The following is a 26186-nucleotide window of genomic DNA, read 5'->3' as shown; positions in this document are numbered from 1 at the left end:
TTCGACAAACGTCAAGCAGGAGAGAGGACGCTCGTACCGATGAGCTCCAAGCCCAAACGCCCCCAGCACGTCTTCGTGGTCGACCGCACCGAGCGGCTGACGCCGCACATGGTGCGCGTCCACCTCGGCGGACCGGCCTTCGACGACTTCGTGGGCACGGCCGATCCGGACAAGCTGGCCGCCACCGACAAGTACGTCAAGCTCCTGCTCGCCAAGCCGTCGCTCGGCCTCGAGCCGCCGTACGACCTCGAGGCGCTCCGCGACACCCTGCCGAAGCAGGACCGGCCGGCCCGCCGTACCTACACGGTGCGGGCCGTCGACCACACCGCGAGGACGATCGCGGTCGACTTCGTCGTGCACGGCGACGAAGGGCTCGCCGGGCCCTGGGCCGCAGCGGCGCAGCCCGGCGACAAGCTCGCCCTGTCCGGTCCCGGCGGTGGCTACGCGCCCGTGGACGACCCGGACGTGACGCACGTCCTGCTCGGCGACGACAGCGCCCTGCCGGCCATCGGCGCCGCGCTGGAGTCCATGGCCGACACGGCCACGGGCGTCGCCCTGGTCGAGGTCGCCGGCCCGGCCGACGAGCAGCAGATCGCGCACCCGGCCGGGGTCGACCTGCGGTGGCTGCACCGCGACGCCACCGGCGCCCAGCCGGGCACGCTCCTGCTGGACGCGGCCCGGGCGCTGCCCCGCGCCTCCCGGCCGGTCCAGGTCTTCGCGCACGGTGAGCGGACCGCGATGAAGGCGATCCGTCGGCTGCTGCAGGACGACTGGGGGCTCGAGAAGCGCGAGATGTCGCTGTCCGCCTACTGGGCGCTCGGGCGCGGCGAGGACCAGTTCCAGGAGGAGAAGCGCGAGCCGGTCGGCGTGATCTTCACCGACTGACGGCCGGCTGCCTGCGCGCGGTCTTTCCCAGAGCGGTTGCGATGGGAAGCGGAAACGGGCGTACCCGGTCGTTCCAACCGACCAGGTGAGCCCGTTTCCGGTAGGTGCGCACGGTTCCGGCGCGGGAGCGCACCGGTTCCGGCAGGTACGCCTGGTTTCGGCAGGTACGCCCGGTTCTTCCCAGAGCGGTTGCAGTGGGAAGCGGAAACGGGCGTACCTGGTCGTTCCAACCGACCAGGTACGCCCGGTTCCGGCAGGTACGCACGGTTCCGGGAGGCGCGGGGCACGTCGGTGGGTCCGGCTAGCGTTCCGGACATGGTCACCTCGTCGTGCTGCGTACCGGGTTGCGCAGGCACCGCTGCGGACGCGCTCGCGGGCGTGCCCCTGTGCGCGACGCACGTCACGCTGGTGACCGAGTTCGCGGCCGAGCACGTCGGCGTCGAGGACGCACTCCCGGGGCCCTGCGCGGTCTGCGGGTCGCGCATCGGCGTGCGGTTCCCGTCCGGCTTCGTCTGCGCGCGGTGCGAGTGGCGGTGGGGCGACGTGCCCGACGGCGACCTCGCTCCCCCGCGGGTCGACGTCGTGTACTACCTGCGGATGCGCGACGACTTCGGCGACCGGGTGAAGATCGGCACGACGACGAACCCGCGCCAGCGGCTGGCCGCGATCCCGCATCAGGACCTGCTGGCGTTCGAGCGGGGCGACCGGTCGCTCGAACGCCGCCGGCACACGCAGTTCGCCGCCACGCGGTACCCCGGCACCGAGTGGTTCCGGGCGACGCCGGAGCTGCTCGCGCACGTCGCCGCCGTCGCCGCCGGCGTGGACGACCCGTGGGACCTGCACGCCCGGTGGACGAGCGAGGCACTCGCGCTGCGCGGCTGACCGGAGCGGGCCGTGGCACGCTCGCGCCGTCGGCCCGCTCGCGCCGGTCAGGCGGCCCGGAGCATCCGGTCGGCGGTGCGGAGCGACAGCGCCATGATCGTCAGCGCCGGGTTCGCGATGACGGCGCTCGGGAACACCGAGTTGTCGGCGATCCACAGGTTCGGGACGTCCCACGAGCGGCCGTCGGGGTCGACGACGGAGGTCTCGCGGTCCGCGCCCATGCGGGCCGTGCCGATGGTGTGCGCGGTGCGCTCGAGGACCCGGACGCCCTTGCCGCCGGCGGCCTCGACGATGGTGGTCATGGTGCGGACGGCGTGACGGCGGATCGCGTCCTCGTTGGACCCGGGCGTGAACGACACCCGTGCGCGCGGGACACCGTGCTCGTCGACCTCGTCCGCGAGCACCAGGCGGTTGTCGTCGTACGGCAGGCACTCGGCGTTGATGCCGACGCCCGCCGAGTACGGGTAGTCCTGCAGAGCCCGCACCAGTTCGGCGCCGCGCAGGCCGCCGCCCCGGACGAGCGTGTTGGCGAAGGTCTGCGGCTGCACCCCGAGGCTCTGGATCAGGTACCCGCCGGCGAAGTCCGCGTCGGCGGGTCGGACGAAGTCCTCGGTGATGATCGACGAGGGGTAGCCGCGGTAGGAGCGCATCGACTGGTCGAAGCGGGCCCAGACCTGGGTGGCGCCGTGCGCGGTGAAGTTCCGGCCGACCTGGTCGCTGCCGTTCGCGATCCCGGTGTGCAGCAGCAGGCGCGGGGTCTCGACGCCGCCGGCGGCGAGCACGAGCGACCGGCAGCGCTGCCGGTGCTCGCGGCCGTCGTGAGTGTAGAGCACGGCGCTGACCTCGCCCGCGGCGTCGAGCTCGATGCCGTGCACGAACGAGTCCGGCCGGATCTCGGCGCCGAACGCCACGGCGGCCGGCAGGTACGTCGTGTCCATCGAGACCTTGGCGCCGTTGCGGCAGCCCTGGTGGCACGAGCCGCAGGACACGCAGGCATGGCGCAGACCGTGGTGCTCCTGGTGGCGGTCCTCGGTGGTCAGGCCGACGGGGGCGTCGGTCGCGGTGATGCCGGCGGCCGCTGCCCCGCGCATCATCATGTCCGACGAGGCGTTGCGCGCCGGGGGACGCATCCGGTAGCGGCGCGACGGGTCCCACGGGTAGTGCTCGGGACCTGCCACCCCGACGTCGTGCTCGACCTGCTCGATCCATCCGGTGAGCTCGGCGTGGCTGATCGGCCAGTCCTGGCCCTGGCCGCTCTCGGAGCGCAGGCGCAGGTCGTGCTCGCTCGGGCGCGGTGTGAACGCACCCCAGTGCAGCGTCGAGCCGCCCACGCCGGTCCCGCTGTTGTTCGGGCCGAACGCGGTCGGTGCTCCGCCGCCGCTCAGCCGCTCGTCCATCCAGTTGATGTCGCCGGGTGCGGCGACCTCGTCGGGCACGTGGTCGCCCGGCTCGGTGTTGCGACCGGCCTCGAGGGCGACGACCCGCAGGCCGCGACGGGCCAGGGAGGCCAGCAGGGGGGCTCCGCCGGCGCCGGTCCCGACGACCACCACGTCGACGACGTCGTCCGTGCCGTAGGTGCGCTGTCCGTCGAGTCTCATCGTGCTGCTTCCGTCGTCGTGGTGTCGTCGTGGGTGCCGTCGCGGCGGTCGGGTGCCGGTGGCTCCCAGGCCTCGCGCTGGTCGGCGGCGAGCAGCTGGAACCCCTGCTTGCGCACGCCGTCGCCGCCGTTCGCGAAGCCGTCGAAGTCGATCGCCGCCATCGTCGCGGGGTGGGCCAGCCAGTGCTTCACGAGGTCGACGCTGGCGTCCTCGAACCAGGCGCGCAGCTGCTCGGCGTCGAGCACGCCGTCGGCACGGTACCGACCGGCGGAGACGTCCTGCAGCGTGCGGTCGAGCACGCCGTCCTGCGCCGGCCCGGCGAGCACGTCGAGCGCCGCCCGGTACGCCTCGACGTCGGTCGGCATGCCGTCGACGCGCCACCCGTCACCGAGCCCCACGGCGAGCTGGTCGTCGACGCGCAGGGCGAGGTCGACCTGACCGTCGCCGGGCTGTGGGACGACGATCCGGGCGATGGCGCGGAGGGTCTGCAGCTGGAGCGCCGTGAGCGCGCGCGGCGCGGCGGTCGGGTCGTCGGGCAGCGCGCGTGCCGCCAACAGGGAGCGCATGCGGGCGCTGACCCGCGGCGAGGCGATGACCCGTGCCTGCTCGACGGGCACCACGGGAGCCCCGGTGAAGCGGCGGGTCCAGAAGTCGCGGATGCGGTCGGCCACCGCCTCGGGCTGTTCCCACGGCAGCAGGTGTGCAGCGCCCTCGACGACGTGGAGCTCCGAGTCCGGCCAGTGCGGGAGCGTGAGGCGACGCTGCGCCTCGGCGTCGAGGTCGCCGTCCTCGGCACCGGCGAGCACGAGCGCCGGCACGGGGTTCGGCGCCGCGTCCGACCAGTCCTCGCGGCTGCCGCGCGTGAGCCACGCCGTCCACGCGCCGGGATCGGTGCGCTGGACGTCCTGCACGGCGGTCGTGTGCCGCTCGGGCGCCAGGGTGGACGCGGTGTTCGCGTCGACGAACTCGGCGGCGTGGGTCGCGCCGATCGGGCCGTCGGCCGCCCAGGACAGCATCGCCGCGCGGCGCTCGTCGTCCATCGGTTCCGGCGCCAGCGGGGAGGCCGCCAGCAGCACGATAGCGCGCAGGCCGAACAGGCCGTTCGCACCCGACATGGTGCGGTCGGCGACGACCGTGGCCACCTTGCCGCCCATGGAGTGCCCGATGAGCACCCACTCGCTCGCGCCGCTGGCACCGATCGCGCGCTCCACGAGCACGGCCATCTCCTCGACGGTGGTGCCGGACGACGCAGGGCTTCGGCCGAAGCCGGGCAGGTCGATGCCGATGAGTTCGAGGTCGTCACGGATCAGGGCGCGGCGGAGCAGGGCGAACTCCTCGGAGCTCGCCCCCAACGCGTGGAGGCAGAACGCAGGGGTCACCCCTCTTGCCTACCGGTCGCTCCGCGGCGGACCCAGGCGGCGTGTACCCCGTCGGCCGATCCTGTCCCCCGATCGGTCATCGTGCGTACGCGTCGACGAAGAGGTCGCCACGGATCCGCCGCAGGGTGTCGGTGAGCCGATCGACCGTCCGGCCGGAGATGCCGGACACCTGCAGGTCGTACGGGCCGAGCGCCGGCAGTCGTCCGGTGCGGATGCGCACGACCTCCCAGCCCACGGCGCGGACCGCGCGGTCCTTCTTGCGGTCGGTGTCCTGCCGCGGCCCGACGTGTTCGAGGCCGTGCCGACCGGTCGAGTCGTACTCGATCGCCACGCGGAGCTCCGGCAGGATGATGTCCGGCCAGACCTCGACGTGGTCGAAGAACGGCCGGTCGAGGCGGATCGCCGAGTGGTCGTAGGTGAACCCGAACCGGTCGGACAGCGCGGCACGCAGCTCGGCTTCGACCGCGGACGCCGTCGCCGGTGCGCAGACGCTCGCGAACGACTCACCCGACGGCAGCCGCGGGGTCTTCGGGCAGATCGTGCGGGGCACGGGCTGGTTCGCGCGTCGCGGTACCCCCGGCACCGGTCGACGCGCACGGGTGCGGCTCGAGGCCACGGCGCCCGCCGGGGTGCCGCGGGAGGGCGCCGCCGGCAGGGTCTGGCGGCCGGTGGCACGGACCACCCGCTGCGGGACCGGCACCTGAGCCGGCCAGTCGGACGGCAGGACCGGCCAGCGCTGCGGCTGCGCCTGCACCGCACACTCCGGGCACCACACCGAGCGCCGGCGTTCACGACCGGGTCGGGACCGCTGCTCGGCGGGAGTGGCGACGAAGACGTGACCGACGTCGCACTCCCAGGTCAGCAGGACCTCGGCCGCCGGCGGGACCTGGGTCAGGACGACACCGTGGTTCCAGTCGGGGTGGTACTGGCGGATGAGCACCGGGTACGGCGCCCAGTCGGCGCGGAACTGCCCGACGGCGTACGGCACCGCCTCGCCGCGCGACCACTGTCGGCGGCGCCACCACGCGTCGACGGGTTCGGCCACGTCCACACGCTAGGCACCGCCACCGACACTGCCGTCGACACCGCGGGACGGCGACGGGCGCTCAGCGTGCGAGGGCCTGCTTCGCGTACGCCACGAGCGCGTTCGCGTGGCCGTGCCCGAGCCCGTGCTCGGTCTTCAGCCAGGCGACGACCTGCATGTGCGGGTGGTCGTCGAGCTGCTCGGCGACCAGGTCGAGCCACTCCTGGACGGGGCGGCCGTACGTCGTCTCGATGCTCGGGAAGTACGACGCCGGACCCTTCGGCTTGCTGCCGTCCGCCGGGGGCACGGGAGCGGTCACGCGGTGCGCTGTCATGGCAGAACCGTACTGCGCACACGGCGTCACGGAACGTCATGCGCGACGCGACTGTGACGCCGCGTTCCGCCCCGTAGCGGTGTGTTGCACCGTGCGTTGTCCAGGCACCGCGACCCTTCTACGGTCGCGACATGACCGACACCAGAACGGGACCGCCCCGGGACGCGACCAGCGCCGTCGCGGGGACCGATGCGGTCGACGCGACCAGCGTCGACGACGCGGCCGGATCGCGGGGCGCACCACGGGCCTCCCGGACGACGGACGCGACCGTCGACGCGGCCGGACGCGCCGCGCTCGACCGACCCGTCGTCCCGTTGCGGCACCCGCTGCGCTGGATCGCCGCAGCCGTCGTGCTGGTGGTGCTCCTGAACTTCGTCGAGACCCTGTTCACGAACGAGTCGTGGGGCTGGCCGGCCGTCGGGAAGTGGCTGTTCAGCCCGGCGATCCTGACCGGTTTGCAGCTCACGCTCGTGGCGACGGCACTCAGCGCGGTCATCAGCTTCACCGGCGGCATCGTCGTAGCGATCGCCCGGCTCTCACGCAACCCGGTGCTGTCCGGGCTGGCGTGGGGGTACGTCTGGCTGTTCCGCTCCGTGCCGCTCATCCTGGTGCTCGTCTTCCTGTACAACCTCGGGTCGCTGTACCCGACCATCGGCATCGGGATCCCCTTCGGGCCGCAGGTCGAGGTCACCACGGCCAACGTCCTCGGCGACCTGGCGATCGGCGTGATCGGGCTGAGCCTCAGCGAGATCGCCTACGCGTCCGAGATCGTCCGTGCCGGGGTGCTCGCCGTCGACCACGGCCAGCACGAAGCCGCGCAGGCGCTGGGGCTCCCCCGCCGTCGCCAGTTCGTGCGGGTGATCCTGCCGCAAGCACTGCGGTCGATCGTGCCGGCGTTCGTGAACCAGGTCGTCGGGCTGCTCAAGGCGTCGTCGCTGCTGTTCTACGTGTCGCTGCTCGACCTGTTCGGCGTCGTCCAGAACCTGTCCAGCACCTACCCGACCGACATCATCCCGCTGCTCGTCGTCGCGACGCTCTGGTACCTCGCGCTCACCAGCGCGGTGTCGGTCGTGCAGTACTACGTCGAGCGGTGGACCGCTCGCGGGTCGGTGCGGGCGTTGCCGCCCACGCCGTTCCAGCGGGTGCGGGCCGCGGTGCGTCGCGGTTCCGGACGCGGGCCGGGTCGGCCTGGAGGCCCGGATCGCGCCCGGCAGGCCGCCTCCGCCGCGGCCGTGGTCGCGTCCGGCCCCGGTTCCACCATCGACGACAGGACCATCTGATGAGCGCGGCGATCAGCATCCACGGAGCCGTCAAGGCGTTCGGCGACACGGTGGTCGTCGACGGCGTCGACCTGTCGTTGCCGTCCGGGAGCGTCACCGTGGTCCTGGGTCCCTCGGGGTCCGGCAAGTCCACGCTGCTGCGCGCGATCAACCACCTCGAACCGCTCGACCGCGGGGTCGTCACGGTCGGCGGAGAGACCATCGGCGTCCGGCTCCGGACCGGGCGGGACGGCATCCCCCGGTACAAGGAGCTGCCCGAGCGCCGGATCCTGCGGCAGCGGTCGCGGATCGGGTTCGTGTTCCAGCACTTCAACCTGTTCCCGCACCTGACCGCGCTCGAGAACGTGGCCGAGGGCCCCATCGCCGCCGGGGTCCCCCGTGCCGTGGCGCGCGACCGTGCGGCGGCTCTGCTCGAGCGCGTCGGACTCGGCGACCGTGGCGACACCCGGCCGCGGCAGCTCTCCGGCGGGCAGCAGCAGCGCGTGGCCATCGCGCGGGCGCTGGCGCTCGAGCCGTCGGTCGTCCTGCTCGACGAACCGACCTCGGCGCTCGACCCGGAGCTCGTCGGCGAGGTGCTCGGGGTCATCCGGGGGTTGGCGGACACGGGCACCACGCTCGTCATCGTCACGCACGAGATCGCCTTCGCCCGCGAGGTCGCCGACCACGTCGTGTTCCTCGACCACGGCCGCGTCGTCGAGCAGGGCTCCCCCGCCCAGGTGCTCGACGATCCGCAGCACGCTCGCACGCGGGACTTCCTGTCCCGCGTCCGCTGACGCCGTTCCCTCCTTCTTCCCCTTCCACCCGATCCCAGGAGAACCATGTCCATCACCACCCCTTCCCGCTGGCGGACCCGCGCCGGCGCCCTCGTCCTCGCCACCGGAGTCGTCGTCGCCCTCGCCGGGTGCGCCACGTCGGCGACGGCCGGCTCCGGCTCCGGCTCTGGCTCTGGCTCCGGCGCGTCCGACGGCACGGTCACGATCGGCGCCGCGTCGAACGGTGCCGCCACCGAGACGAAGGTCACCGTCGACGCGGACGAGAAGCTCCACGACGAACTCCCCGCGTCGATCAAGAAGTCCGGCAAGCTCGTCGTCGGCATCGGTGCGCTGCCGGCCGGGTTCCCGCCGCTCGCGTTCACCGGCGACGACCAGAAGACGCTGACCGGCTCCGAGCCCGACCTCGGCCGGCTCGTCGCCGCGAAGCTCGGCCTCGAGGCCCAGGTCGAGAACGCCACGTGGGACAACCTGTTCGTCGGGATCGACGGCGGCAAGTACGACGCCGGGTTCTCGAACATCACGGTGACCGAGCAGCGCAAGGAGAAGTACGACTTCGCCTCGTACCGCCAGGACAACCTCGCGCTGCAGGTGCCGGAGGACTCCTCGTTGACGTTCGACGGCGACCCGTCCGTGCTCGCCGGCAAGACCGTCGCGGTGAGCTCGGGCACCAACCAGGAGCTCATCCTGCTCGGCTGGAAGGCCGACCTCGCGAAGCAGGGCAAGACCATCACGATCAAGTACTACCCGGACGGCAACGCCGTGAAGCTGGCACTCGACTCCGGCAAGATCGACGCGTACTTCGGGCCGAACCCGACGGTCGCGTACCAGAACACGTTGAGCGCGGACGGCGCGAACCCGACGAAGACCGCGGGCACGTTCTCCGGAGCGGGCGGCGACCTGCAGGGGCTCATCGCGGCGACGACGAAGAAGGGCAGCGGGCTCGCCGAGCCCATCGCGGACGCCATCGACGAGCTGATCGACGACGGCACGTACGCGAAGTGGCTCAAGTCGTACAACCTGTCGAACGAGGCCGTGGAGCACTCCGAGGTCAACCCCGAGGGGCTGCCGCTCGACGCGAGCTGAGGGCCGGGTTCGGGCCCGGGCCCGTCCGACTCGGAACGACTCCCTCGATGTCGCACGACGTCGAGGGAGTCGTTCTGTGCGCGCGCGGGCGGTCGGCTCCGACGCGGAACGACATCGTCGACGTCGGACGACGACCACGGTGTCGCTCGTTGCGCGTGCATCGTCCGACACTGCACGAGGTGATCGACGCGTGCATCGTCGGAACATGCGCGCGCACGGGCCGCACGGGCCGCACGGGCCCGACGCCGAACGACATCGTCGACGTCGCACGACGACCACGGTGTCGCTCGTTGCACGCGCCAACACTTGCACGCGCGCACGAACGACGAGCCCGATGTCGTGCGACATCCAGCTCGTCGTTCCGGGTCGACACGGACCAGTCCGGTCAGCGCACCAGTCCGGTCAGCGCACCAGTCCGGTCAGCGCACCCCGGCACCCACGCCAGCCCCCGCACGCGCAGCACCAGTACCAGTACCAACGCCAGCACCGGCACCACCACCAGCACCCCGCGCGGCCCACTCCGCCGCGAGCAGCTCGTACGAGCGCACCCGGGCGTCGTGGTCGTGCGTGATCGTCGTCACGAGGAGCTCGTCCGCGCCGGTCGCCCGCTGCAGGACCTCGAGGCGGTCGGCGACGGCCGTGGCATCGCCGACGAACCGGGTGGCGAGCCGATCGGCGACCGACGCCGCCTCCGCCACAGCGAGCGGCGCAGCCCGTGCCGCGGACGGCGTCGGGTACTCGATCGCCCCGACGCCGGAGCGGATCGAGTGCACCCACTCCGCGTACCCGAGCGACAGTTCCGCGGCCTCGGCTTCGGTGCGCCCGACGACGACGTCCGCCGACACGATGACGTGCGGTGCCTCGAGCACGCCGGGGCGGAACGCGTCGCGGTAGGCCTGCACCGACGCCAGGACCGTGCCGGGCGACGTGTGGTAGTTCGCGCCGTACGGCAGTCCGAGTGCTCCGGCGACCCGGGCGCTCTCGCCTCCGGTCGACCCGTGGATCCAGAGCTCGACGGCGGCTCCGGTGGCGGGCGGCGCCTCGACGACGGCGCCGTCCCGCGACCAGGTGCCGGCGAACAGCGCACGGACGAGGTCCAGCTCGCCCTCGAACCGGTCGACGTCGCCGGGCACCCGCCCGAGCAGCTCCCCCTGCAGGGCGAACCGGCTGCCCGGTGCGATGCGGAAGTCGAAGGGTGCGGGGACGAGCAGTCCGTCGACGACCTCGTCCGACCGGGGCGCGAGCGACGGCGGCTTCGGGGTACCGGGAGCCGGCGCTCCGGAGCGGCCGAGCCCGAGGTCGATCCGCGGCCCGTACAGCGCAGCGAGGGTGCCGAAGGTCTCGGCGATCTGCAGCCCGCGGACGTTGCCGACGAGCGTCGCCGCACTGCCGACCCGGATCGCGGACGTGGCGGCGGCGACCGCACCGATCACGATGGTCGGCGCGCTGCCGGCCACCCCGGGGTTGAGGTGGTGCTCGGCGAGCCAGTAGCGGGCGTACCCGGCGCGTTCCGCGGCGACGGCCAGGTCGACGGTGCGGTGCAGCGCCGTGGCGGCGGACGACCCAGCGGTGACCGGCACCAGGTCGAGCACCGAGAGCGGCGCCCGTCCAGCGGCGCTCACGATGCGTCCTTCCACGCGCCGGTCAGCTGGTCGAGCCGGGTGTCGGCCCCGAAGACGATGCCGTGCACGTCCGTCGCGGGCGCGATGATGCTGGTGAGTTCGTGCACCGGGACGAAGTCGACCTGGGACGCGATGCGCTGCTGGATCTCCCCGAAGGTGGCCGACCGGTCGGACGCCGACGACTGGGACAGTTCCTTCGTGAACAGCGCGTCGAGCGTCGTGTCCGACGCACCGATCGACTGGGCGCCCGAGCTGGAGAACTTCGACCGCAGGACGTCGCCGTCGGCGCGCGAGCTGTTGTCCCACGACAGGTCCCAGTCGCCGCTCGTCAGGTTGGCGAGGTACTGCGGCACGGTCCCGCTCTCGAGGGTGACGCCGACGCCGACCTTCCCGAGCTCCTGCTGGATCAGCTCGAGGGACGTCTGGTTCGGTCCGAAGTTCGTGATCCAGACGAGCTTGAGCTGCAGCTTCGTCCCGTCCTTCGAGCGGATGCCGTCGGAGCCCTTCTTCCACCCGGCGTCGTCCAGGGCGGCCGCCGCGGCCTTCGGGTCGTACGTGGCCGAACCCGACGACGTGTCCGCGTACCCGGGTGTCGTCGACCCGAGGACCGAGTCCGCGACCTCGAACAGGTCGTTCAGTGCGGTGTCGCGGACCGCCTTCGGGTCGACGGCCTGGGCGATCGCCTTCCGGACGACCAGGTCGGACACGATCGGCCGCTTCTGGTTGAACGTCAGGCCGAACACCTGGCCCGGGTTGGCGCGGGTGACGAGGTCGTACTGCGCCTGCAGGGTGTCGACGTCGCTCGGCTGCACGCTGCTGATCGCGTCGAGCTGGCCGGACTGCAGGCTGCCGGTGCGGACGCTGGCTTCGGGTACGACCTGGAACGTCACCTCGGACAGGTGCGCCGCCCCGGCGTTCGACCGCGCGGCGGGACCCCAGTCGTAGTCCTTCCGCTTCGTGAGGACGGTGGAGGTGTTCTTCGTGTACGACTGCAGCGTGAACGGCCCGGTGCCGATCACGGCCTTCCCGTCGGCACGGTCGTCGAACGGGGTCTCGGTGGTCTTCGGGGCGACGATGCCGAGGGCGACCGACGCCGTGGCGTTCGGGAACGCGGCGTTCGGCGTCGAGAAGTCGACCTCGACCGTGTCGTCGTCGACGACCTTCGTCCCCGTGTAGCCGGAGAAGTACGCGGCGGCCGTGCTCGATGCGCCGGCCGAGGCGATGTCGTCGAAGGTGTCCTTGACGGCCGTCGCGTCGAACGCGGTGCCGTCCGAGAACGTGACACCGGAGCGCAGGTCGAACGTGAACGCGGTGGCGTCGGCGTTCGCCGAGTACTTCGTCGCCAACCACGGCTTGAGCGAGCCGTCGGACGGGTCCTGCCAGAGCAGCGAGTCGACGAGCTGCCGCGTGATCGCGAGCGTGTCGTTGCCCGCGCCGGTGCCCGTCGGGTTGAGCGTGATCGGGTCGTTCGCGATGGCGTAGGTGAGCGAGCCGCCGTCGACGGGCTTCGACGACGAGGACGTCGACGCGGTACCGCCCGATGAGCAGGCCGCCATGACCAGGGCCGCCGCGGTGCCGGCCGCGATCGCGGCCACCAGACGGAACGGGGTGCGGTGGGTGGTCATGAGACTCCTTCGGTGGTGGGGACGCGCCGGGATCGTCCCGGGATCGCGTCGAGCAGTGCGCGCGTGTACTCGTGCTGCGGGTCGTGCAGCACCTGCGCCACGTCGCCGTGTTCCACGACACGGCCGCCCCGCAGGACGGACACCTCGTGGGCGATGCGACGGACGACGGCGAGGTCGTGCGAGATGAACAGGTAGGAGACGCCGAGCGTCGACTGCAGCTCCGCGAGCAGGTCGAGGATCTGCGCCTGGACGGACACGTCGAGTGCGGAGACCGGTTCGTCGAGGACGATGAACGACGGATCGAGTGCGAGCGCGCGGGCGATCGCCACACGCTGCCGCTGTCCGCCGGACAGCTCCGCCGGTCGACGACCGAGCACGGACGACGGCAGCGCGACGAGGTCGAGCAGCTCCGCCGCCCGTGCCGCGCGGGACCGCCGGGTGCCGATGCCGAAGGCCGCGAGCGGGTCCGCGATCACCGCCCCCACCGACAGCCGCGGGTGCAGCGCCGCGTACGGGTTCTGCTGCACGATCTGCGCCTGCCGCCGGTACGCCCGCACCGCCGCACCGCGGGCTCCGCCCACGTCGGCGCCGTCGAACCGCACACGGCCGGCGTCCGGGCGTTCGAGTCCGAGCACGAGGCGCGCGGTGGTCGACTTGCCCGAACCGGACTCCCCCACGAGCGCCAGGGTGCGGCCCCGCGGGACGGTCACGTCCACCCCGTCGACGGCCGTCACGCGGTCGAAGGACTTCCGCAGTCCGGTCGCGACGACGAGTGGGTCGCCGTCTGCCGGGAGGCCCGTGCGGAGTCCGACGGACATGGTCACGTCGTCGAGACTGGGCGCCGCCGCGATCAGTGCGCGCGTGTACGGCTCGCGGGGTGCGCCGAGCACCTCGGCCGGGGTGCCCTGCTCGACGATCCGCCCCTCGGACATCACGACGATGCGGTCGGCTCGGTCGGCGGCGACCCCGAGGTCGTGCGTGATGAACAGCACGCTCGTGCCCCGTTCGGCGACGAGCCGGTCCAGGTGGTCGAGGATCGTCCGCTGGACCGTGACGTCGAGCGCGCTCGTCGGTTCGTCCGCGACGAGCAGCTCCGGGTCGCCGATCAGCGCGATCGCGATGAGCACCCGCTGCCGCATGCCGCCGGACAGCTCGTGCGGGTACTGCCGCGCGCGGAGCTCGGGACGATCGATGCCGGCACGGCGAAGCTCCTCGACGGCGCGTTCCCGAGCCTCGGCACCGGCGGCGAGCCCGTGGATCCGGAGCACCTCGGCGACCTGGGTGCCGATCCGCGTCACGGGGTTGAGCGACACCGTCGGGTCCTGCGGCACGAAGCCGATCCGGACGCCGCGCACGGAACGCACCTGGCGGTCGGTCGCGGTGACCAGGTCGAGGTCCCCGGATCCGTCGGCCGCCCCGGAGAGCCGCACCGTGCCTCCCGTCAGGTCCGCTGCTGCGGGCAGGAGCCGGAGGACCGCGTGCGCCGTCGTCGACTTGCCCGAACCGGACTCGCCGACGATGGCGACGCGCTCGCCGCGGCCGACCTCGAGCGAGACGCCGTGGAGCGCGGTGCGCGCACTGCTCCCGCGGCCGTAGGTGACGGTCAGGTCCTGGATGCTGAGCAGGCTCATCGTACGGCCCTCCGTTCGGTGTCGAGCGCGCGGGCGACGCGGTTGCCCGCGAGCACCGTGACGGCGATCACGAGGCCGGGGATGGTCGTGAGCCACCACGAGGACGCGATGAAGTCGCGCCCGGTGGCGACGAGGGAACCCCACTCGGGCTGCGGTGGCTGCGCGCCGTAGCCGAGGAAGCTCAGGCTGGAGACGGCGAGGATCGCGGTGCCGAACTCGAGGGCGGCGAGCACCAGGACGGGACCGGCCGCGTTGGGCAGCACGTGCACGGCCAGCACGCGCCACCAGCGGTTGCCGTTCGCGCTCGCCGCCTCGACGTACGGCGCGGTGCGGACCCGGACGACCTCGGAGCGCATGATGCGGGCGATCGTGGCGATGCTCGCGACGCCGACCGCCACCGCGACGTTCACGGTGCCGAAGCCGAGCACGGTGACGATCGTCAGCGAGAGCAGCAGGCTCGGGATCGCGAGCAGGACGTCGGCGACGCGCATGAGCACGGCGTCGACGACCCCGCCGACGAAACCGGCGACGAGCCCGACGAGCGAGCCGCCGACCAGGCCGATGACGATCGCGAGGACCGCGGCCTGCAGTGTGAGCGCGGTGCCGTGCACGACGCGGGCGTACAGGTCACGGCCGAGCTGGTCGGTGCCGAACCAGTGCGCGGCGTCGGGAGCGGTGAGCTTGGCGGCCGGGTCGGCGGCGAGCGGGTCGTGGTGGGTGAGCGCTCCGGGCAGGAGCGCGGCGAGCACGACGAGGGCGAGCCAGACGAGCGCGACGGTGAGCGTCGGGCGGGCGACGAGCGCACGGAGCGCTGTCGTGGTGCCGCCGGGGAGGCGGTCAGTGGCGAGCGACGCGGGGCGCCCGATGGCGAGCTGCGTGGTCTCGGTCATGCGGGGACCGCCTTCGGTCCGGTGGCGCTGGACGGGGTGGTGTCGGGCGTCGCGCCCGGTGTTGCGCCGTCCTGGTCGCGGAGCTTCCGACGGCTGCCGGCGACCACGACGCGCGGGTCGAGCAGCGGGTACACGAGGTCGACGACCAGGTTCACGACGACGAAGATCGCGGCGGCGAGCAGCACGATGCCCTGCACGACGGGGATGTCCTGCTGCTGCACGGCGGTCGCGGTGACCCGACCGAGGCCTGGGCGGGAGAACACCGTCTCGGTGACGACGGTGCCGGAGAACAACTGCCCGACGATGAGTCCCGTCACGGTGAGTGCGGGCAGCGCGGCGTTCTTGAGCGCGTGCCGGAGCTGGACCCGCCAGCGTCCGGCGCCCTTGGCGTACGCGGTGTCCACGTAGGGCTCACGGAGGGTCTGGACGAGGGACTTCGACAGCAGCTGGGCGATCGTGGCACCGGTCGGCAGCGCCAGGGTGATCGCCGGCAGGACGACCGACGCCGGGCCCTCGCCACCGAACGCCGGGAACACGTGCAGCCCGAACGAGAACCACTGCACCAGCAGCAGCGCGAACCAGAACCCGGGGACGGCGACGCCGATCGGGGGCAGCTGGAGCAGGAACTGGCCGAGGGCCCGGTTCCGGGTCCACGTCGCCAGGACCGCGATCCCGCCGCCGAACACGATCGCGAGCACGAGGCCGGCGACCGCGATCTGGGCGGTCGGCGCGATCGCTTCGCCGATGACGTCGGCGACCGGTCGACCGACGCCGATCGAGCGGCCGAGGTCGCCGGTGAGCAGGGCGCCGAGGTGTTGGACGTACTGCACGAGCACCGGCTGGTCGAGGCCGTACTGGTGCCGGAGCGCGTCGAGCTGTGCCGCCGTGACGTCGGTGGCGTCCGGGCCGACCATGATCCGGGCCGGGTCGCTCGGCAGGACGTAGAGGACGAAGAACGAGATCGTCCACGCCGCCCAGAGGACGAGCACGGCCTGGCCGATGCGGGAGAGCACGTAGCGGGTCATGCGGCGACCACCCCCTGCGGCGTCGGCGTCGGCGCCGACCGAGCCGTCCGCGCCGTCCACCCGAGCGCCGGTGCGACCTTCGCCACGACGTCCGAGACGATCTGCTCGTACTCGTCACCGGCGAACTCGTAGGGCAGCTCGATCCGGAACTCGTCGACCTCGGCGAGCGTGGCGTCGTGCACGAGCTGCTCGACGATCTGCTCGGCGGGCCCCACCAGGTCGGCGGAGAACAGGGTCCGGCGCGGTCCCTGGGGCGCGGTCTGCCGTGCGAGACGGGACTCGGACCAGGTGCGGTACCGCTCGCGCGAGACCCGATCGGCCGAGTCGGTCGGTACGACGCACCGGCCCCAGGCCACACGGGGCGTGCGGCCGGTCGGCAGCGCGGCGCGGTACGCCGCGAGCTGGTTCCGCTGGGCGGTGCCGTAGTCGTCGGTGCCCTCGCCCGAGGTGAGGTTGCCGAGCAGCAGGTTGAGCCCGGAACTGCCGGCGAAGGAGGCCGACCGGAGCGACCCGCCGCCGTACCAGACCCGGTCGACCAGACCCGGCGCGTACGGCTGCAACCGGGGGCGCTGGACGTTCCCGGGGCTCTGGATGACGACGTCGTCCGCGCCGAGGAACGCGCCGCGCAGGTTCTCCACGAACCGAGACACCCGCCCGTACCCGCGGTCGAAGGCGCGCCAGTCACCGTCGAACACCAGGTCGCCGAGGATCTCGGCGTGCGGCGAGCCGGTGGACAGCCCGACCTGCAGCCGCCCGTGCGCCAGGACGTCGGCGAGCGAGAAGTCCTCGGCCAGGCGGAAGGGACTCTCCCACCCGATCGGCACGACGGCCACGCCGAGCTCGATGGACGTGGTGCGCTGTGACGCCGCCGCCAGGAAGACCGCGGCCGAGCCGATGCCGTGCTCGAGGTGCCGGTGCCGGACCCAGGCGCCGTCGACGCCGAGCCGCTCGGCCGTGGCGAACAGGTCGAGGGTGGCCTCGAGACCGTCGACGGGGGCTTCGTCCTCGAAGTTGCCGGGGACGAGGATCGCGAGGCTGGAGATCGTCACGCGAGCACCCCGGCGGACGCTGCCGCACGCGCCGGACCCGCCGCAGCGGCCGTGCGTGCGGCGGCCGATCGGTCGCGGATCGTGCCGGGCAGGTCGAGCGTCTGCCGGAGGGTCGCACCCTCGTCGTAGGACTGCCGGTAGACGCCGCGCTCCTGCAGCAGCGGGACGACCGTGTCGACGAACTCGTCGAGGCCGTACGGGTTGGTGTGCGGCACGACGACGAACCCGTCGGTGGCGCGCTCCTGCACGTACCGGTCGATCTCGGCGGCGATGTGCGACGCCGTCCCGACGAACCCGCCGCGGGTCGACGCGCGGATGACGAGATCGCGGATCGACAGGTGCTCGGCCTCGGCCAGGTCCCGCCACGACTGCACCAGGGCGGGGACGTCGCGGGTGTGTCGGGCGCGCCCGCGGGTGATCGCGGTGCCCTCGTAGTCGGGCTCGATCGTCGGCAGCGGGCCGTCGACGTCGTACGACGACAGGTCGCGGTTCCAGACCTGCTCGAGGAACGCGATCGCCGTGGCCGGGCTGACCTGGGCGCGACGGATGGCGTTCGACCGCTCCTCGGCGTCCTCCGCCGACGAGCCGATCACGAACGTCGCACCGGGCAGGATCTGCAGCTCGTCCTTCGACCGTCCGACCCGCTCGAGCCGCTCGGTGACGTCGCGGTAGAACGCCTGCGCGTCGTCGAACTCGGTGTGCAGCGAGAAGATCACCTCGGCGTTCGCGGCGGCGAGGTCGCGCCCCTCGTCGGAGTCACCGGCCTGCACGATCACCGGGTGCCGCTGCGGACTGCGGGGCACCGGGAACGTGCCGGTGACGTCGAACTGCGGGCCGTGGTGGTCGACGTCGTGGATGCGGGACCGGTCGGCGAACACGCCGTCCGCCAGCGCGCCGCCCGCGGCGGTGCCGGCGACGACGGCGTCGGCCTGCCACGAGTCCCAGAACTCGCGGGACACCGCGATGAACTCGGCGGCGCGCGTGTACCGGTCGGCGTGGTCGAGGAACCCGCCGCGGCGGAAGTTCGCACCGTGGAACGCGTCCGAGCTCGTCACGACGTTCCACCCGGCACGACCGTCGGTCAGGTGGTCGAGCGTGGCGAGCTGCTTCGCGAGCTCCACGGGCTCGTTGAACGTCGTCTGCAGGGTGCCGACCAGACCGATGTGGTCGGTGACCCCGGCCAGGGCGGCCAGGACCGCGAGGGTGTTCGGACGCCCGACGACGTCGAGGTCGTGGACGCGGCCCTTCTGCTCGCGGAGCCGCAGGCCCTCGGCGAGGAACAGGAAGTCGAAGAACCCGCGCTCGGCGTTCCGGGCGAAGTGCTCGAACGACGAGAACGCGATCTGGCTCTCGGCGCGGTCGTCGCTCCAGATCGTGGTGTTGTTGACGCCCGGGAAGTGGGCGGCGAGGTGGACCTGACGCTTGCTGCTCATGCTGAGACCTCCACGGAGACGGAACCGGCGGGTGCGGACGCGTACCGGCTGACCGCCGGGGCGATGCCGAGCCGCGTGCGCAGGTCGGCGGTGGGACGGGACGCCACGTCGGCGCGGAGCCCGGCGGTGACGAGCGCGGGGACGAGCTGCCTGGCGATGGCGGTGCTGTCGAGCGGGATGCGCAGGGGGCGGAGCCGGACGCCGGCGAAGCCGAGGCCCCGCAGGTCCCCGATCAGCGACACCAGTTCGGGCACCGTCGTCGCGAGCACGGACGTGTCCGACGCCCCCGCGTACGCGCTCCCGGCAGCGCCGTCGAGCGCGGCGAGCTCGTCGGCCGCGGCAGCGGACGACGACCCGATCAGCACCGCGAGGTCGGCGAGGACCGGACGACGGACGTCAGACCCGGCCACCTGCTCGAGGTGACGGACCTCGTCCAACAGGTCCCGCGCCTCCCGGCCCTGGTACCCGGGCGTGACCAGCACGACGTCCGCAGCGTCCACGGCGAATGCCGCAGCGTCGGCGCGGTGGGCCAGCGCGAAGACCGGCGGCCGGCCCTGCGGCGACCGCGGCACGATCGACGCGCCGTGGACGGACAGGTGGCGGCCCGCGTACTCGGCGTTGTGGATGCGGTCGCGGTCGATGAACCGGCCGGTCGTGACGTCGCGGATGATCGCGTCGTCGTCCCAGCTGTCCCACAGGCGGGAGACGACCTCCGCCGCCTCGCGGGCCTCGTCGAACAGGGTGGCCGCGTCGTCGCCGCCGGGTCGACGGCCGAACAGGGCCGCCTCGCGGGTCGTCGGACTCACCTGGATCCGCCAGCCGGCTCGCCCGAGCGAGACGTGGTCGAGGGTCTGGAGGCCCGTGGCCACGTGGAACGGCTCGGTGTGCGTCACAGAGACGGTCGGCACCAGACCGACGGCGCGGGTCGCGGGGGCGACCGCGTTCGCGACGAGGAGGGCGTCGAGCCGTCCGACGACGGTCGCGGTGTCGAGGTCGTGGTCGGCGGCCGTCGGGCCCGCGGTGAACGAGTCCTCGATGGTGACGGCGTCGATGCCGAGGCGGTCCTGCTCCACGACGACGTCGCGCCAGTGCCGGAGGCTGGTGAGGCGCTGCGCGACCGGGCCGGCGACGCGCCAGGCGGCGGGGTGCCAGCCGGCGCCCTGCAGCGCGGTGACGAGGGTGATGCGGTCGGGCATGGCGGTCCTCCTAGTGGGTGTGCGCGGCGTGGTCGGCGGCGGCCGGTGCCGCGTCGGCGGAGGTCGCGTGGGCGGGGGCCGCGTGGGCCGGGGTCGCATGGGCCGGTGCCGCGTCGGCGGGGGTCGCGTGGGCGGGGGTCGCGTCCGCGGGGGTCGCGTCGGCGGGGGTCGCGTCGGCGCCGAACTTGAAGCCGAGTCGGCCGTGCGCGAATCCGCCGCCGGCGCGGATCGCGGTGGCGACCCAGGCGGCCTCGGCGAGCTCGGCCTCGGTCGCGCCGGCCGTCACGGCGCGCTGGCTGTGGCCGTCGATGCAGTAGACGCACTGCGTGGTGATGCCGACGGCGAGGGCGATGAGCTCCCGGTACTTCAGCGGGATCGCGCGGCCCTCGGCCTGGAACACCGACTCGTCGAACTGGACGAAGGCCTTGAGGATGTCCGGGGTCTGCTGCTTGTAGACCTTCGTGAAGGTCTTGTCCTGCTCGCGGTCGAGGTAGTCGGTCATGTCGGCGACGCTAGGGCGGTCGGGGCCCCGAGGCGACGGGTGTTGCGGACCGTGACCGGCGGTGTCGCCGTGTGACGCGGGCCGCGGCGCCGGCCGTCACACGGCGTCACGCGGGGTGCGGGACGCGCGGTGCGGTCGGTGCGGGACGCGCGGTCCGCACAGTGCGGCTTCCGTCGGTCGGTGCGAGGTTGCTCGCACCGTGAGCGGCTGCGAGCCCGCACGGTGCGACCAACCTCGCACCGTGTGAACGCACGCGCACGGTGCAGCAGCGCGGCCGTACCGCGGACAGCGCACCGTGCGACGTCAGAGCCCCCGGGCACGCGCCGCGAACCGCCCGCGCAGCGTCACGTCCTCGTACGACCGGTGGAACACCCCGCGGCGCTGCAGGATCGGCACGAGCTCGTCCACGACGGTCTCGAGGCCCCGCGGGAACTCGTCGATCATCAGGTTGAAGCCGTCGGCGGCACCCGTGCGGTACCAGTCCTCGATGGTGTCGGCGGCCTGTTCCGGGGTCCCGACCACGATCCGGGCGCCGTACCCACCGAAGCCCCGCAGCACGTCCCGCAACGAGGTGTTGTTGGCGCGCACCCACCGCACGACGGTCTCGTGGTATCCGAGCGAGGGCCCGTAGGTGACCGGGTCGACCTCGCGGTCGAGGATCGCCGACGGGATCGGCGCGTCCGGCTCGAGCCCTGACAGGTCGGCGTCGAGGTGCGTCCCGAGCGCCCGGAGCGAGTAACCGTCCGGCGCGAGGGCTTCGAGCTCGTCGAACCGGCGCTGCGCCTCGGCCTCGGTGCTGCCGAGCACGAGCGACAACCCCGGCACGATCGCGACGTCCGCTGCGCTCCGCCCGTGCGTCTCGGCGGCGGCCTTGACGGCGCGGCGGTGCTCCCGCGCCGGTTCCGGCGTCAACTCGACGGCGAAGACCCCCTCGGCGACGCGTGCCGCCAGGTCGCGGCCGTGGGGCGATCCCCCGGCCTGGAACACGACCGGGTGGCCCTGGGCCGACGACGGGACCCGGAGCACGCCCTCGAGGTCCAGGAACCCGCCGTGGTGCACGACGGGGACCCCGGTGGCGGCGGACCGCCAGAGCGCCGTCACCAGGTCCACGAACTCCCCCGCACGGGCGTAGCGCTCGGGCCGGTCGGGGTTCGTCGCGACGCCGAAGTTCGCGGACACCGAGCGGTCGTAGGTGGTGACGGCGTTCCACGCGACGCGTCCGCCGGACACCGAGTCGAGCGACAGTAGCCGCTCGGCGAGGTCGAACGGGTCGTTGTACGTCGTCGACGCGGTGCCGACCAACCCGAGGTGGCTCGTCGCGTCGGCGATCGCACCGAGGGCGACGAACGGCTCGAGCAACCCGTAGGCGCGGACGTTCGGGTCACCGAACGCCGGGTGGTCGGCGAAGAACACCATGTCGAGCAGGCCGCGTCGCCCCAGAACCCGGCCGAGAGCAGGTCGGTGGGCTCGACGTCCTGCGTGCGCCAGGCCGCGGGACGCTGCCCGAACCCCTGCAGGTTCACGCCGAGGATCAGCCCGGCGTCGTCGGCCGGGCCCGTCACGCGGTCACCGCCGTCGGGTCCGGGAGTCCCAGCAGGGTGCGGAGCGTCGGTCGCGCTGCTCGCGGTGGCCGTGGTGGTCGCGTCGCGGTCGACCGGGAGGCCCGGTGCGGCTCCGCCTCGGACCTCGCCGCCGGCAGCGGTGCGAGCGGGTGCACGGTCCCGCCCAGGACGAGGTCCGCTCCGGGCAGGTCGACGTCGTGCCAGACCGCGAGGACGGGTTCACCCTGCCGGCTCGACGGCGTCGTGAGCGGTCCCCGGACGCGGTAGCCGTCCGGCCCGCCGTCGTGGTCGAGCGGTCGGATCCGGTCGGTGTGCGCGAAGACCCCCGACGTGCGGTCCCCGACGATGCTGTCGAGCGGCCAGGTGCGCCACAACCCACGCAGCACCCGGGCGAACTCGGCAGGGTCGTGCTGCTCACCGGTGCTCGGCACGCCGTGGTCGCGGGCACCGACGACGGCGCCCACCCGACCGTCCAGGACGTGGTCGAGCGAGAGGATCCGGCGGGCGGCGTTGTACGGGTGCTCGCGGGTCGGGGCCACGGCGACGAGGAACCCGTGGTCCGGCAGCGCACGGCCGAGGGCGAGCGTCGCGGTGGTGGGGTCCAGTCGATGGGCGGTGCTCGTCGCCGGATCGAAGCGGTCGGTGCCGACGGCGACGACGGTGGCACCGGAACCGGCGAGGCGGTCCGCGAGTCGGTCGATGCCGCCGGGTGTGGCTGCCGCTGCTGCGAGGTCCGCGTCCGGCACGGCGACGACGGGTGGTGCGGGGGCGGTGGTCACGGTGGTCCTCCCGTTCGGGTGCGCAGAACGGCCCGCCACGGTCGCCTCCCCAGCGTCCGTGGCGAGCCGGTGCACCGACCGTAGGGGCTCGCCTCGGCGCGGCGCACGCAGGTGTCGGCGGGTTGCGCCCCGTGACGGTCCGTTACGGCCGAGCGGGTCAGCGGTCAGCGGTCAGCGGTCCAGCGGACTCGCACCGTTGACGAGCAGGTCGGCGACGATGCGGCGCTTGTGCACCCGCGGGTTGTGCGACGCCAGGGTGCGGGCGTTCCGCCAGTGCCGGTCGAGGCCGAGCGAGCGGAACGTCCCCGAGGACCCGAGGGCGTCGAACACTAGCGTCGTCGCGTCGAGCACCGCGTCGGTGACGATGGTCTGGGCGCGCGCCACCGCGATCCAGCTGCGTTCGAGCGCCGCCCGGAGCACCGGGTCGGTCGACGGTTCGGCACTGGCCGCGCGCAGGGCGGTGTGCCGATCGACGGCCGCGTCCACCGGGCCGAGGCTCGCGGCGAACGCGGCGTCGGCGGCGTGTACCCGGGCGTCGACGGTGCCGATCACGCTCAGCAGCTCCGGATCGCGGGTCGGGTCGGCAGCGGTGCCGTTGTGGTGTCCGCGCGCCCGGGATCGGAGTGCCTCGACGCCCTCGCGCAGCGCGGCGCGACCGATGCCGACGAGGATCGCGTGCATCACGGTCTGGTGGTACTGCTCCTGGTACGGGTACCGGGTCGCGTATGGCAGCACCCGCTCGTCGGGCACCGGCACGTCGGTGTACGTCACACTCCCGCTGCCGGTGATGCGCTGGCCGAAGCCGTCCCAGTCGTCACCCACCACGACGCCGGGGTCCTCCGCGTCGACGAGCGCGACGAACCGTGCACCGGTGTCGTCGAGCGCCAGGACCGTGATCCACCGGGCGTAGACGCTGCCCGTCGAGTAGAACTTCCGGCCGGTCAGCCGCCAGGACCCGTCCGGGTCGCGGACGATCCGCGTGGTCAGGTCGCCCCCGGCCGGGTTCGGCGACTCGCTCCACCCGCCCCCGACGAACTCGCCGTCACCGAGCCGCGTGACGATCGCACGGTCGAACGCGGTGCCCTCGGCGTGCACGCGGTCCTCGACGAACGAGAAGTGGTTCCGCCACACGTGCGCCAGGTTCGGATCGACCTCGGCGATCTCGGCGATCGCCCGGAACACGTCGGACAGACGGGCACCGACCCCGCCCCACGCGACCGGCGTCCGCCACCGTGCGAAGCCGGCGTCGACGAGCCAGCCGAGCTGTTCCGTGGCGAGACGCTCCTCGCGTTCCCGCTGGCGGGCGTCGATGCCGATCCGCTCGATGACGGGCCGGAGCGGTGCGATCAGCTCGTCGTAGCGGTCGTCGGCCGGGATCTCACTCGGACACATGGCGGCACGCTACCGAGGTGCGATCGCGGCGCGGCCGGCCGCCGCAACGCGGGGCAACGGAGCGCAACCGGACGTCACACGCTCCGCCGAGGGCATCACCACACGATGCGGGCGAACTCCTCGCGGAGCCGTCGGGCGCGGCCCGGGTTGACCTGCTCGACCCACCCGATGCGCCCGAGCAGGTGCGCCCGGAACTCCGGGTGACCCGAACGGTTCTGCGAGGCAGGCCCGTGCACCGCGGCGTTGTGCAGGACGGCGTGCAGCCGGTCGACCTCGCGGCGCCCGGGCGACGGCCGCTCGTTGACCACGACACCCGTGACCGACTGCCGGACCCCGCGGCGCCGCACCCGGGTCTTCGATGGGTTGAGGCGGTGCCCCTGCTCGGTCACGATGCGGTCGACGCCCCGCAGGAATGCGTCCGGGCGCGCGGCGAGCCGGTCGCCGCCGCTGAACGTCAGGTCGTCGGCGTAGCGGGTGTACACCGCGTCGACGGCCCCGGCCCACCCGGCCAGCCGGGCGTCGAGGTGCCGCAGCGAGGTGTTCGCCAGCGCGGGCGACGTCGGGGCACCCTGGGGAAGGTGCGCCGTCGCCAGGGCCTGACGCAGCGCGTGACGCTCCTCCGGCGAGCCGCCGGCCGGCATCGCGCTGAGCACGTGGACCGGTACCCGGTGGGTGCAGAGCCCGGTCAGCACGTGCGCGAGCGGCTCCGCGAACCCGGCAGCCCGGAAGACGCCGTAGACGGTCGGCGCGGAGACGCTCGCGAAGAACGTCGTGAGGTCCGCGGTGACCACGACCTGCTGACCGGTGTGCACCGCTGCTCCCGTGACGACGCTCCGGCCGGGCACGAAGCCGTGCGCGGCGTCGTGCACCGGCAGCATCGTCAGGAGCTCGTCGAGGATCGTCCGTTGGGTGCGCCGGAGCATGTCCATCGGCTTCTCGAGCAGGCGAGGCGCGCGACCGGGCCGGGTGATCCACTCGTGCCGGTGGTGGTGGAGGGGGCTCGAGGGTCCCTGGCGGCGGTTCCACGCGCGGGTGTCGGCGAGCCAGAGCAGCCGGCCGACGGTGAGGTCGAGTGCCCGCGCGAGCTCGGGCAGGGTGTCGACGAGCAACGGGCTCGCCGTCTCCGGACGGGCACGGACCGCGGTGGCCCGGCGCACGAGCACCCGGACCGGCCGACGGTCCTCGCGCGACCGGTGCAGCGTGACGAGGCGCGGCGCAGCGGCGAGCACGGCTGCGAGCTGGCGCGGAGCGTCCACCGGCGGCCGCGGGTACGCCTCGAGCGCGGTGGCGACCGCGAGCCCGACGTACGCGCGCTCGACGCCGACGACCACGTACCCGACGGCCGTCAGGTCGTCCGCCTCCCACCGCTCGGCGGTCAGGAACGCGTCGGCCAGCGCCGCGGTGACGACGGAGAGGGGCGTGGGGTTCCCGGAGGACCTGTCGGTGCCTCCGTGCAGCGTCGCGCGCGGAGCGCGCTCGCCTGCTCGGGGCGTGTCGTCCTGCTGGTCCTGCGTGCCCCGGGGTGACCCCGGAGAGGTCGACGCGTCACGCGCGCCGGCCGCCTCCCCCGGGAACTCCACGCGCTCACCCTACGACGAGCCCCCGACGCGCACACCACCCCGGCCCGTGCCAGGATCGCCGGATGGTCTCGTACTTCCTGAGCCACGCCGAGGTCGTCGTGGAACCCGCCGAACCGATCGAGTCGTGGGGGTTGTCCGACGTGGGGCGCACTCGTGCCGGGCGGGCGGACGCGCTGGCGTGGGACTCGGGTGTCGATCGCATCGTGTCGAGCACGGAGCGCAAGGCCGTCGAGACCGCCGAGCTGCTCGGGGCCGCGGTCGGGCTCGTGCCCGCGCAGGATCCCCTGCTCGGCGAGATCGACCGCAGCGCGACGGGCTACCTGCCACCGGCCGAGTTCGAGGGGGTCGTCGACCGGTTCTTCGCGGAGCCGACCCGATCGGTCCGCGGATGGGAGCGAGCCGTCGACGCCCAGGCCCGAATCGTCGGAGCGGTCCGGCGGCTCACTGCAGCGGGCGACGCGACCATCGTGTCGCACGGTGCGGTCGGGGCGCTGCTCCTCGCCGAGCTGACCGGAGCGCCGGTGTCACGCGCGCTCGACCAGCCCGGCATGGGCAGCGTGTTCGCGTTCGATGCGCGCGCGTGGCGAGCAACGAGCACCTGGGAGCGCGTGCCCCTCGCCTGACGCGCACGCCGACCGCCGACGCCGAACGACACCGTGGCC

The 26186-nt window shown here is 73.4% G+C and carries 23 protein-coding genes; 6 read left to right on the top strand and 17 right to left on the bottom strand.

The window, feature by feature from the left end; genetic code table 11:
• Positions 1 to 39: 39 nt before the first annotated feature.
• Together ACGH48_RS09000 and ACGH48_RS08995 are read left to right on the top strand one after the other, a co-directional pair.
• The gene (locus ACGH48_RS09000) at positions 40 to 885 is read left to right on the top strand and encodes a siderophore-interacting protein (RefSeq protein ID WP_396291066.1); all 846 of its coding nucleotides are present in this window, start codon (positions 40 to 42) and stop codon (positions 883 to 885) included.
• 315 nt (positions 886 to 1200) lie between these two features.
• Entirely contained in the window at positions 1201 to 1767 is a 567-nt protein-coding gene (locus ACGH48_RS08995; RefSeq protein WP_396291065.1) for a GIY-YIG nuclease family protein, read from the top strand.
• A 47-nt stretch (positions 1768 to 1814) separates the two neighbouring features.
• Here the strand turns inward: ACGH48_RS08995 and ACGH48_RS08990 are convergent, their stop codons facing one another.
• From ACGH48_RS08990 to ACGH48_RS08975, 4 genes are all read right to left on the bottom strand, one after another.
• Positions 1815 to 3365 (bottom strand): GMC family oxidoreductase, encoded by a 1551-nt coding sequence (locus tag ACGH48_RS08990; protein ID WP_396291064.1) that lies wholly within the window; start codon positions 3363 to 3365, stop codon positions 1815 to 1817.
• A complete protein-coding gene (locus ACGH48_RS08985; RefSeq protein WP_396291063.1) occupies positions 3362 to 4744 on the bottom strand; it encodes an alpha/beta fold hydrolase in 1383 nt (460 codons plus the stop codon). Before ACGH48_RS08985 ends, ACGH48_RS08990 begins: the two co-directional genes overlap by 4 nt.
• 76 nt (positions 4745 to 4820) lie before the next feature.
• Positions 4821 to 5789 (bottom strand): hypothetical protein, encoded by a 969-nt coding sequence (locus tag ACGH48_RS08980; protein ID WP_396291062.1) that lies wholly within the window; start codon positions 5787 to 5789, stop codon positions 4821 to 4823.
• Between the two features lie 61 nt (positions 5790 to 5850).
• Entirely contained in the window at positions 5851 to 6102 is a 252-nt protein-coding gene (locus ACGH48_RS08975) for a DUF4287 domain-containing protein (protein ID WP_396291061.1), read from the bottom strand.
• A 131-nt stretch (positions 6103 to 6233) separates the two neighbouring features.
• On the opposite strand from ACGH48_RS08975, the gene ACGH48_RS08970 reads away from it, so the two are divergent.
• From ACGH48_RS08970 to ACGH48_RS08960, 3 genes are read left to right on the top strand one after another with little or no spacing between them, the layout of a single operon-like run.
• On the top strand, positions 6234 to 7382 hold the full coding sequence (locus ACGH48_RS08970; protein ID WP_260233042.1) for an amino acid ABC transporter permease: 1149 nt from the start codon (positions 6234 to 6236) through the stop codon (positions 7380 to 7382).
• Positions 7382 to 8155 carry an amino acid ABC transporter ATP-binding protein gene (locus ACGH48_RS08965; protein WP_396291060.1) on the top strand — a complete coding sequence of 258 codons (774 nt, stop codon included), beginning with the start codon at positions 7382 to 7384 and terminating at the stop codon, positions 8153 to 8155. Before ACGH48_RS08970 ends, ACGH48_RS08965 begins: the two co-directional genes overlap by 1 nt.
• A 45-nt stretch (positions 8156 to 8200) precedes the next feature.
• The gene (locus ACGH48_RS08960; protein ID WP_396291059.1) at positions 8201 to 9238 is read left to right on the top strand and encodes an ABC transporter substrate-binding protein; all 1038 of its coding nucleotides are present in this window, start codon (positions 8201 to 8203) and stop codon (positions 9236 to 9238) included.
• A gap of 419 nt (positions 9239 to 9657) precedes the next feature.
• On the opposite strand, the gene ACGH48_RS08955 is transcribed toward ACGH48_RS08960, so the two are convergent.
• The 13 genes from ACGH48_RS08955 to ACGH48_RS08895 all read right to left on the bottom strand — a co-directional run bounded on the left by ACGH48_RS08955 (position 9658) and on the right by ACGH48_RS08895 (position 25524).
• Positions 9658 to 10860 (bottom strand): LLM class flavin-dependent oxidoreductase, encoded by a 1203-nt coding sequence (locus ACGH48_RS08955; RefSeq protein ID WP_396291058.1) that lies wholly within the window; start codon positions 10858 to 10860, stop codon positions 9658 to 9660.
• Positions 10857 to 12485: an ABC transporter substrate-binding protein gene (locus tag ACGH48_RS08950; protein ID WP_396291057.1), complete on the bottom strand. Its 1629-nt coding sequence runs from the start codon at positions 12483 to 12485 to the stop codon at positions 10857 to 10859. The genes ACGH48_RS08955 and ACGH48_RS08950 overlap by 4 nt, the downstream gene beginning before the upstream one ends.
• Entirely contained in the window at positions 12482 to 14116 is a 1635-nt protein-coding gene (locus ACGH48_RS08945) for a dipeptide ABC transporter ATP-binding protein (RefSeq protein WP_396291056.1), read from the bottom strand. The genes ACGH48_RS08950 and ACGH48_RS08945 overlap by 4 nt, the downstream gene beginning before the upstream one ends.
• On the bottom strand, positions 14113 to 15006 hold the full coding sequence (locus tag ACGH48_RS08940; RefSeq protein WP_340196861.1) for an ABC transporter permease: 894 nt from the start codon (positions 15004 to 15006) through the stop codon (positions 14113 to 14115). Before ACGH48_RS08940 ends, ACGH48_RS08945 begins: the two co-directional genes overlap by 4 nt.
• Entirely contained in the window at positions 15003 to 16031 is a 1029-nt protein-coding gene (locus tag ACGH48_RS08935) for an ABC transporter permease (RefSeq protein ID WP_396291055.1), read from the bottom strand. The genes ACGH48_RS08940 and ACGH48_RS08935 overlap by 4 nt, the downstream gene beginning before the upstream one ends.
• The gene (locus ACGH48_RS08930) at positions 16028 to 17080 is read right to left on the bottom strand and encodes an LLM class flavin-dependent oxidoreductase (RefSeq protein ID WP_396291054.1); all 1053 of its coding nucleotides are present in this window, start codon (positions 17078 to 17080) and stop codon (positions 16028 to 16030) included. The genes ACGH48_RS08935 and ACGH48_RS08930 overlap by 4 nt, the downstream gene beginning before the upstream one ends.
• On the bottom strand, positions 17077 to 18513 hold the full coding sequence (locus ACGH48_RS08925; RefSeq protein ID WP_396291053.1) for an NtaA/DmoA family FMN-dependent monooxygenase: 1437 nt from the start codon (positions 18511 to 18513) through the stop codon (positions 17077 to 17079). Before ACGH48_RS08925 ends, ACGH48_RS08930 begins: the two co-directional genes overlap by 4 nt.
• Positions 18510 to 19709 carry an LLM class flavin-dependent oxidoreductase gene (locus ACGH48_RS08920; RefSeq protein ID WP_396291052.1) on the bottom strand — a complete coding sequence of 400 codons (1200 nt, stop codon included), beginning with the start codon at positions 19707 to 19709 and terminating at the stop codon, positions 18510 to 18512. Before ACGH48_RS08920 ends, ACGH48_RS08925 begins: the two co-directional genes overlap by 4 nt.
• 10 nt (positions 19710 to 19719) lie before the next feature.
• Positions 19720 to 20211: a carboxymuconolactone decarboxylase family protein gene (locus ACGH48_RS08915; protein WP_396291051.1), complete on the bottom strand. Its 492-nt coding sequence runs from the start codon at positions 20209 to 20211 to the stop codon at positions 19720 to 19722.
• Positions 20212 to 20514: 303 nt separating this feature from the next.
• Positions 20515 to 21636 carry an NtaA/DmoA family FMN-dependent monooxygenase gene (locus tag ACGH48_RS08910; RefSeq protein ID WP_396291113.1) on the bottom strand — a complete coding sequence of 374 codons (1122 nt, stop codon included), beginning with the start codon at positions 21634 to 21636 and terminating at the stop codon, positions 20515 to 20517.
• 133 nt (positions 21637 to 21769) lie between these two features.
• A complete protein-coding gene (locus tag ACGH48_RS08905) occupies positions 21770 to 22552 on the bottom strand; it encodes a hypothetical protein (protein ID WP_396291050.1) in 783 nt (260 codons plus the stop codon).
• A gap of 171 nt (positions 22553 to 22723) precedes the next feature.
• On the bottom strand, positions 22724 to 23944 hold the full coding sequence (locus tag ACGH48_RS08900; RefSeq protein WP_396291049.1) for an acyl-CoA dehydrogenase family protein: 1221 nt from the start codon (positions 23942 to 23944) through the stop codon (positions 22724 to 22726).
• Between the two features lie 95 nt (positions 23945 to 24039).
• On the bottom strand, positions 24040 to 25524 hold the full coding sequence (locus tag ACGH48_RS08895; protein ID WP_396291048.1) for a reverse transcriptase family protein: 1485 nt from the start codon (positions 25522 to 25524) through the stop codon (positions 24040 to 24042).
• 62 nt (positions 25525 to 25586) lie between these two features.
• Here ACGH48_RS08895 and ACGH48_RS08890 point away from each other — a divergent pair, with 62 nt between their 5' ends.
• On the top strand, positions 25587 to 26147 hold the full coding sequence (locus ACGH48_RS08890) for a histidine phosphatase family protein (RefSeq protein WP_396291047.1): 561 nt from the start codon (positions 25587 to 25589) through the stop codon (positions 26145 to 26147).
• Positions 26148 to 26186 lie beyond the last annotated feature (39 nt).

Source organism: Curtobacterium pomorum, assembly GCF_044497295.1.
Taxonomy (GTDB): domain Bacteria; phylum Actinomycetota; class Actinomycetes; order Actinomycetales; family Microbacteriaceae; genus Curtobacterium.
The sequence above is the reverse complement of the archived record's forward strand: the minus strand, read 5'-3'. Positions and strand labels throughout refer to the sequence as shown.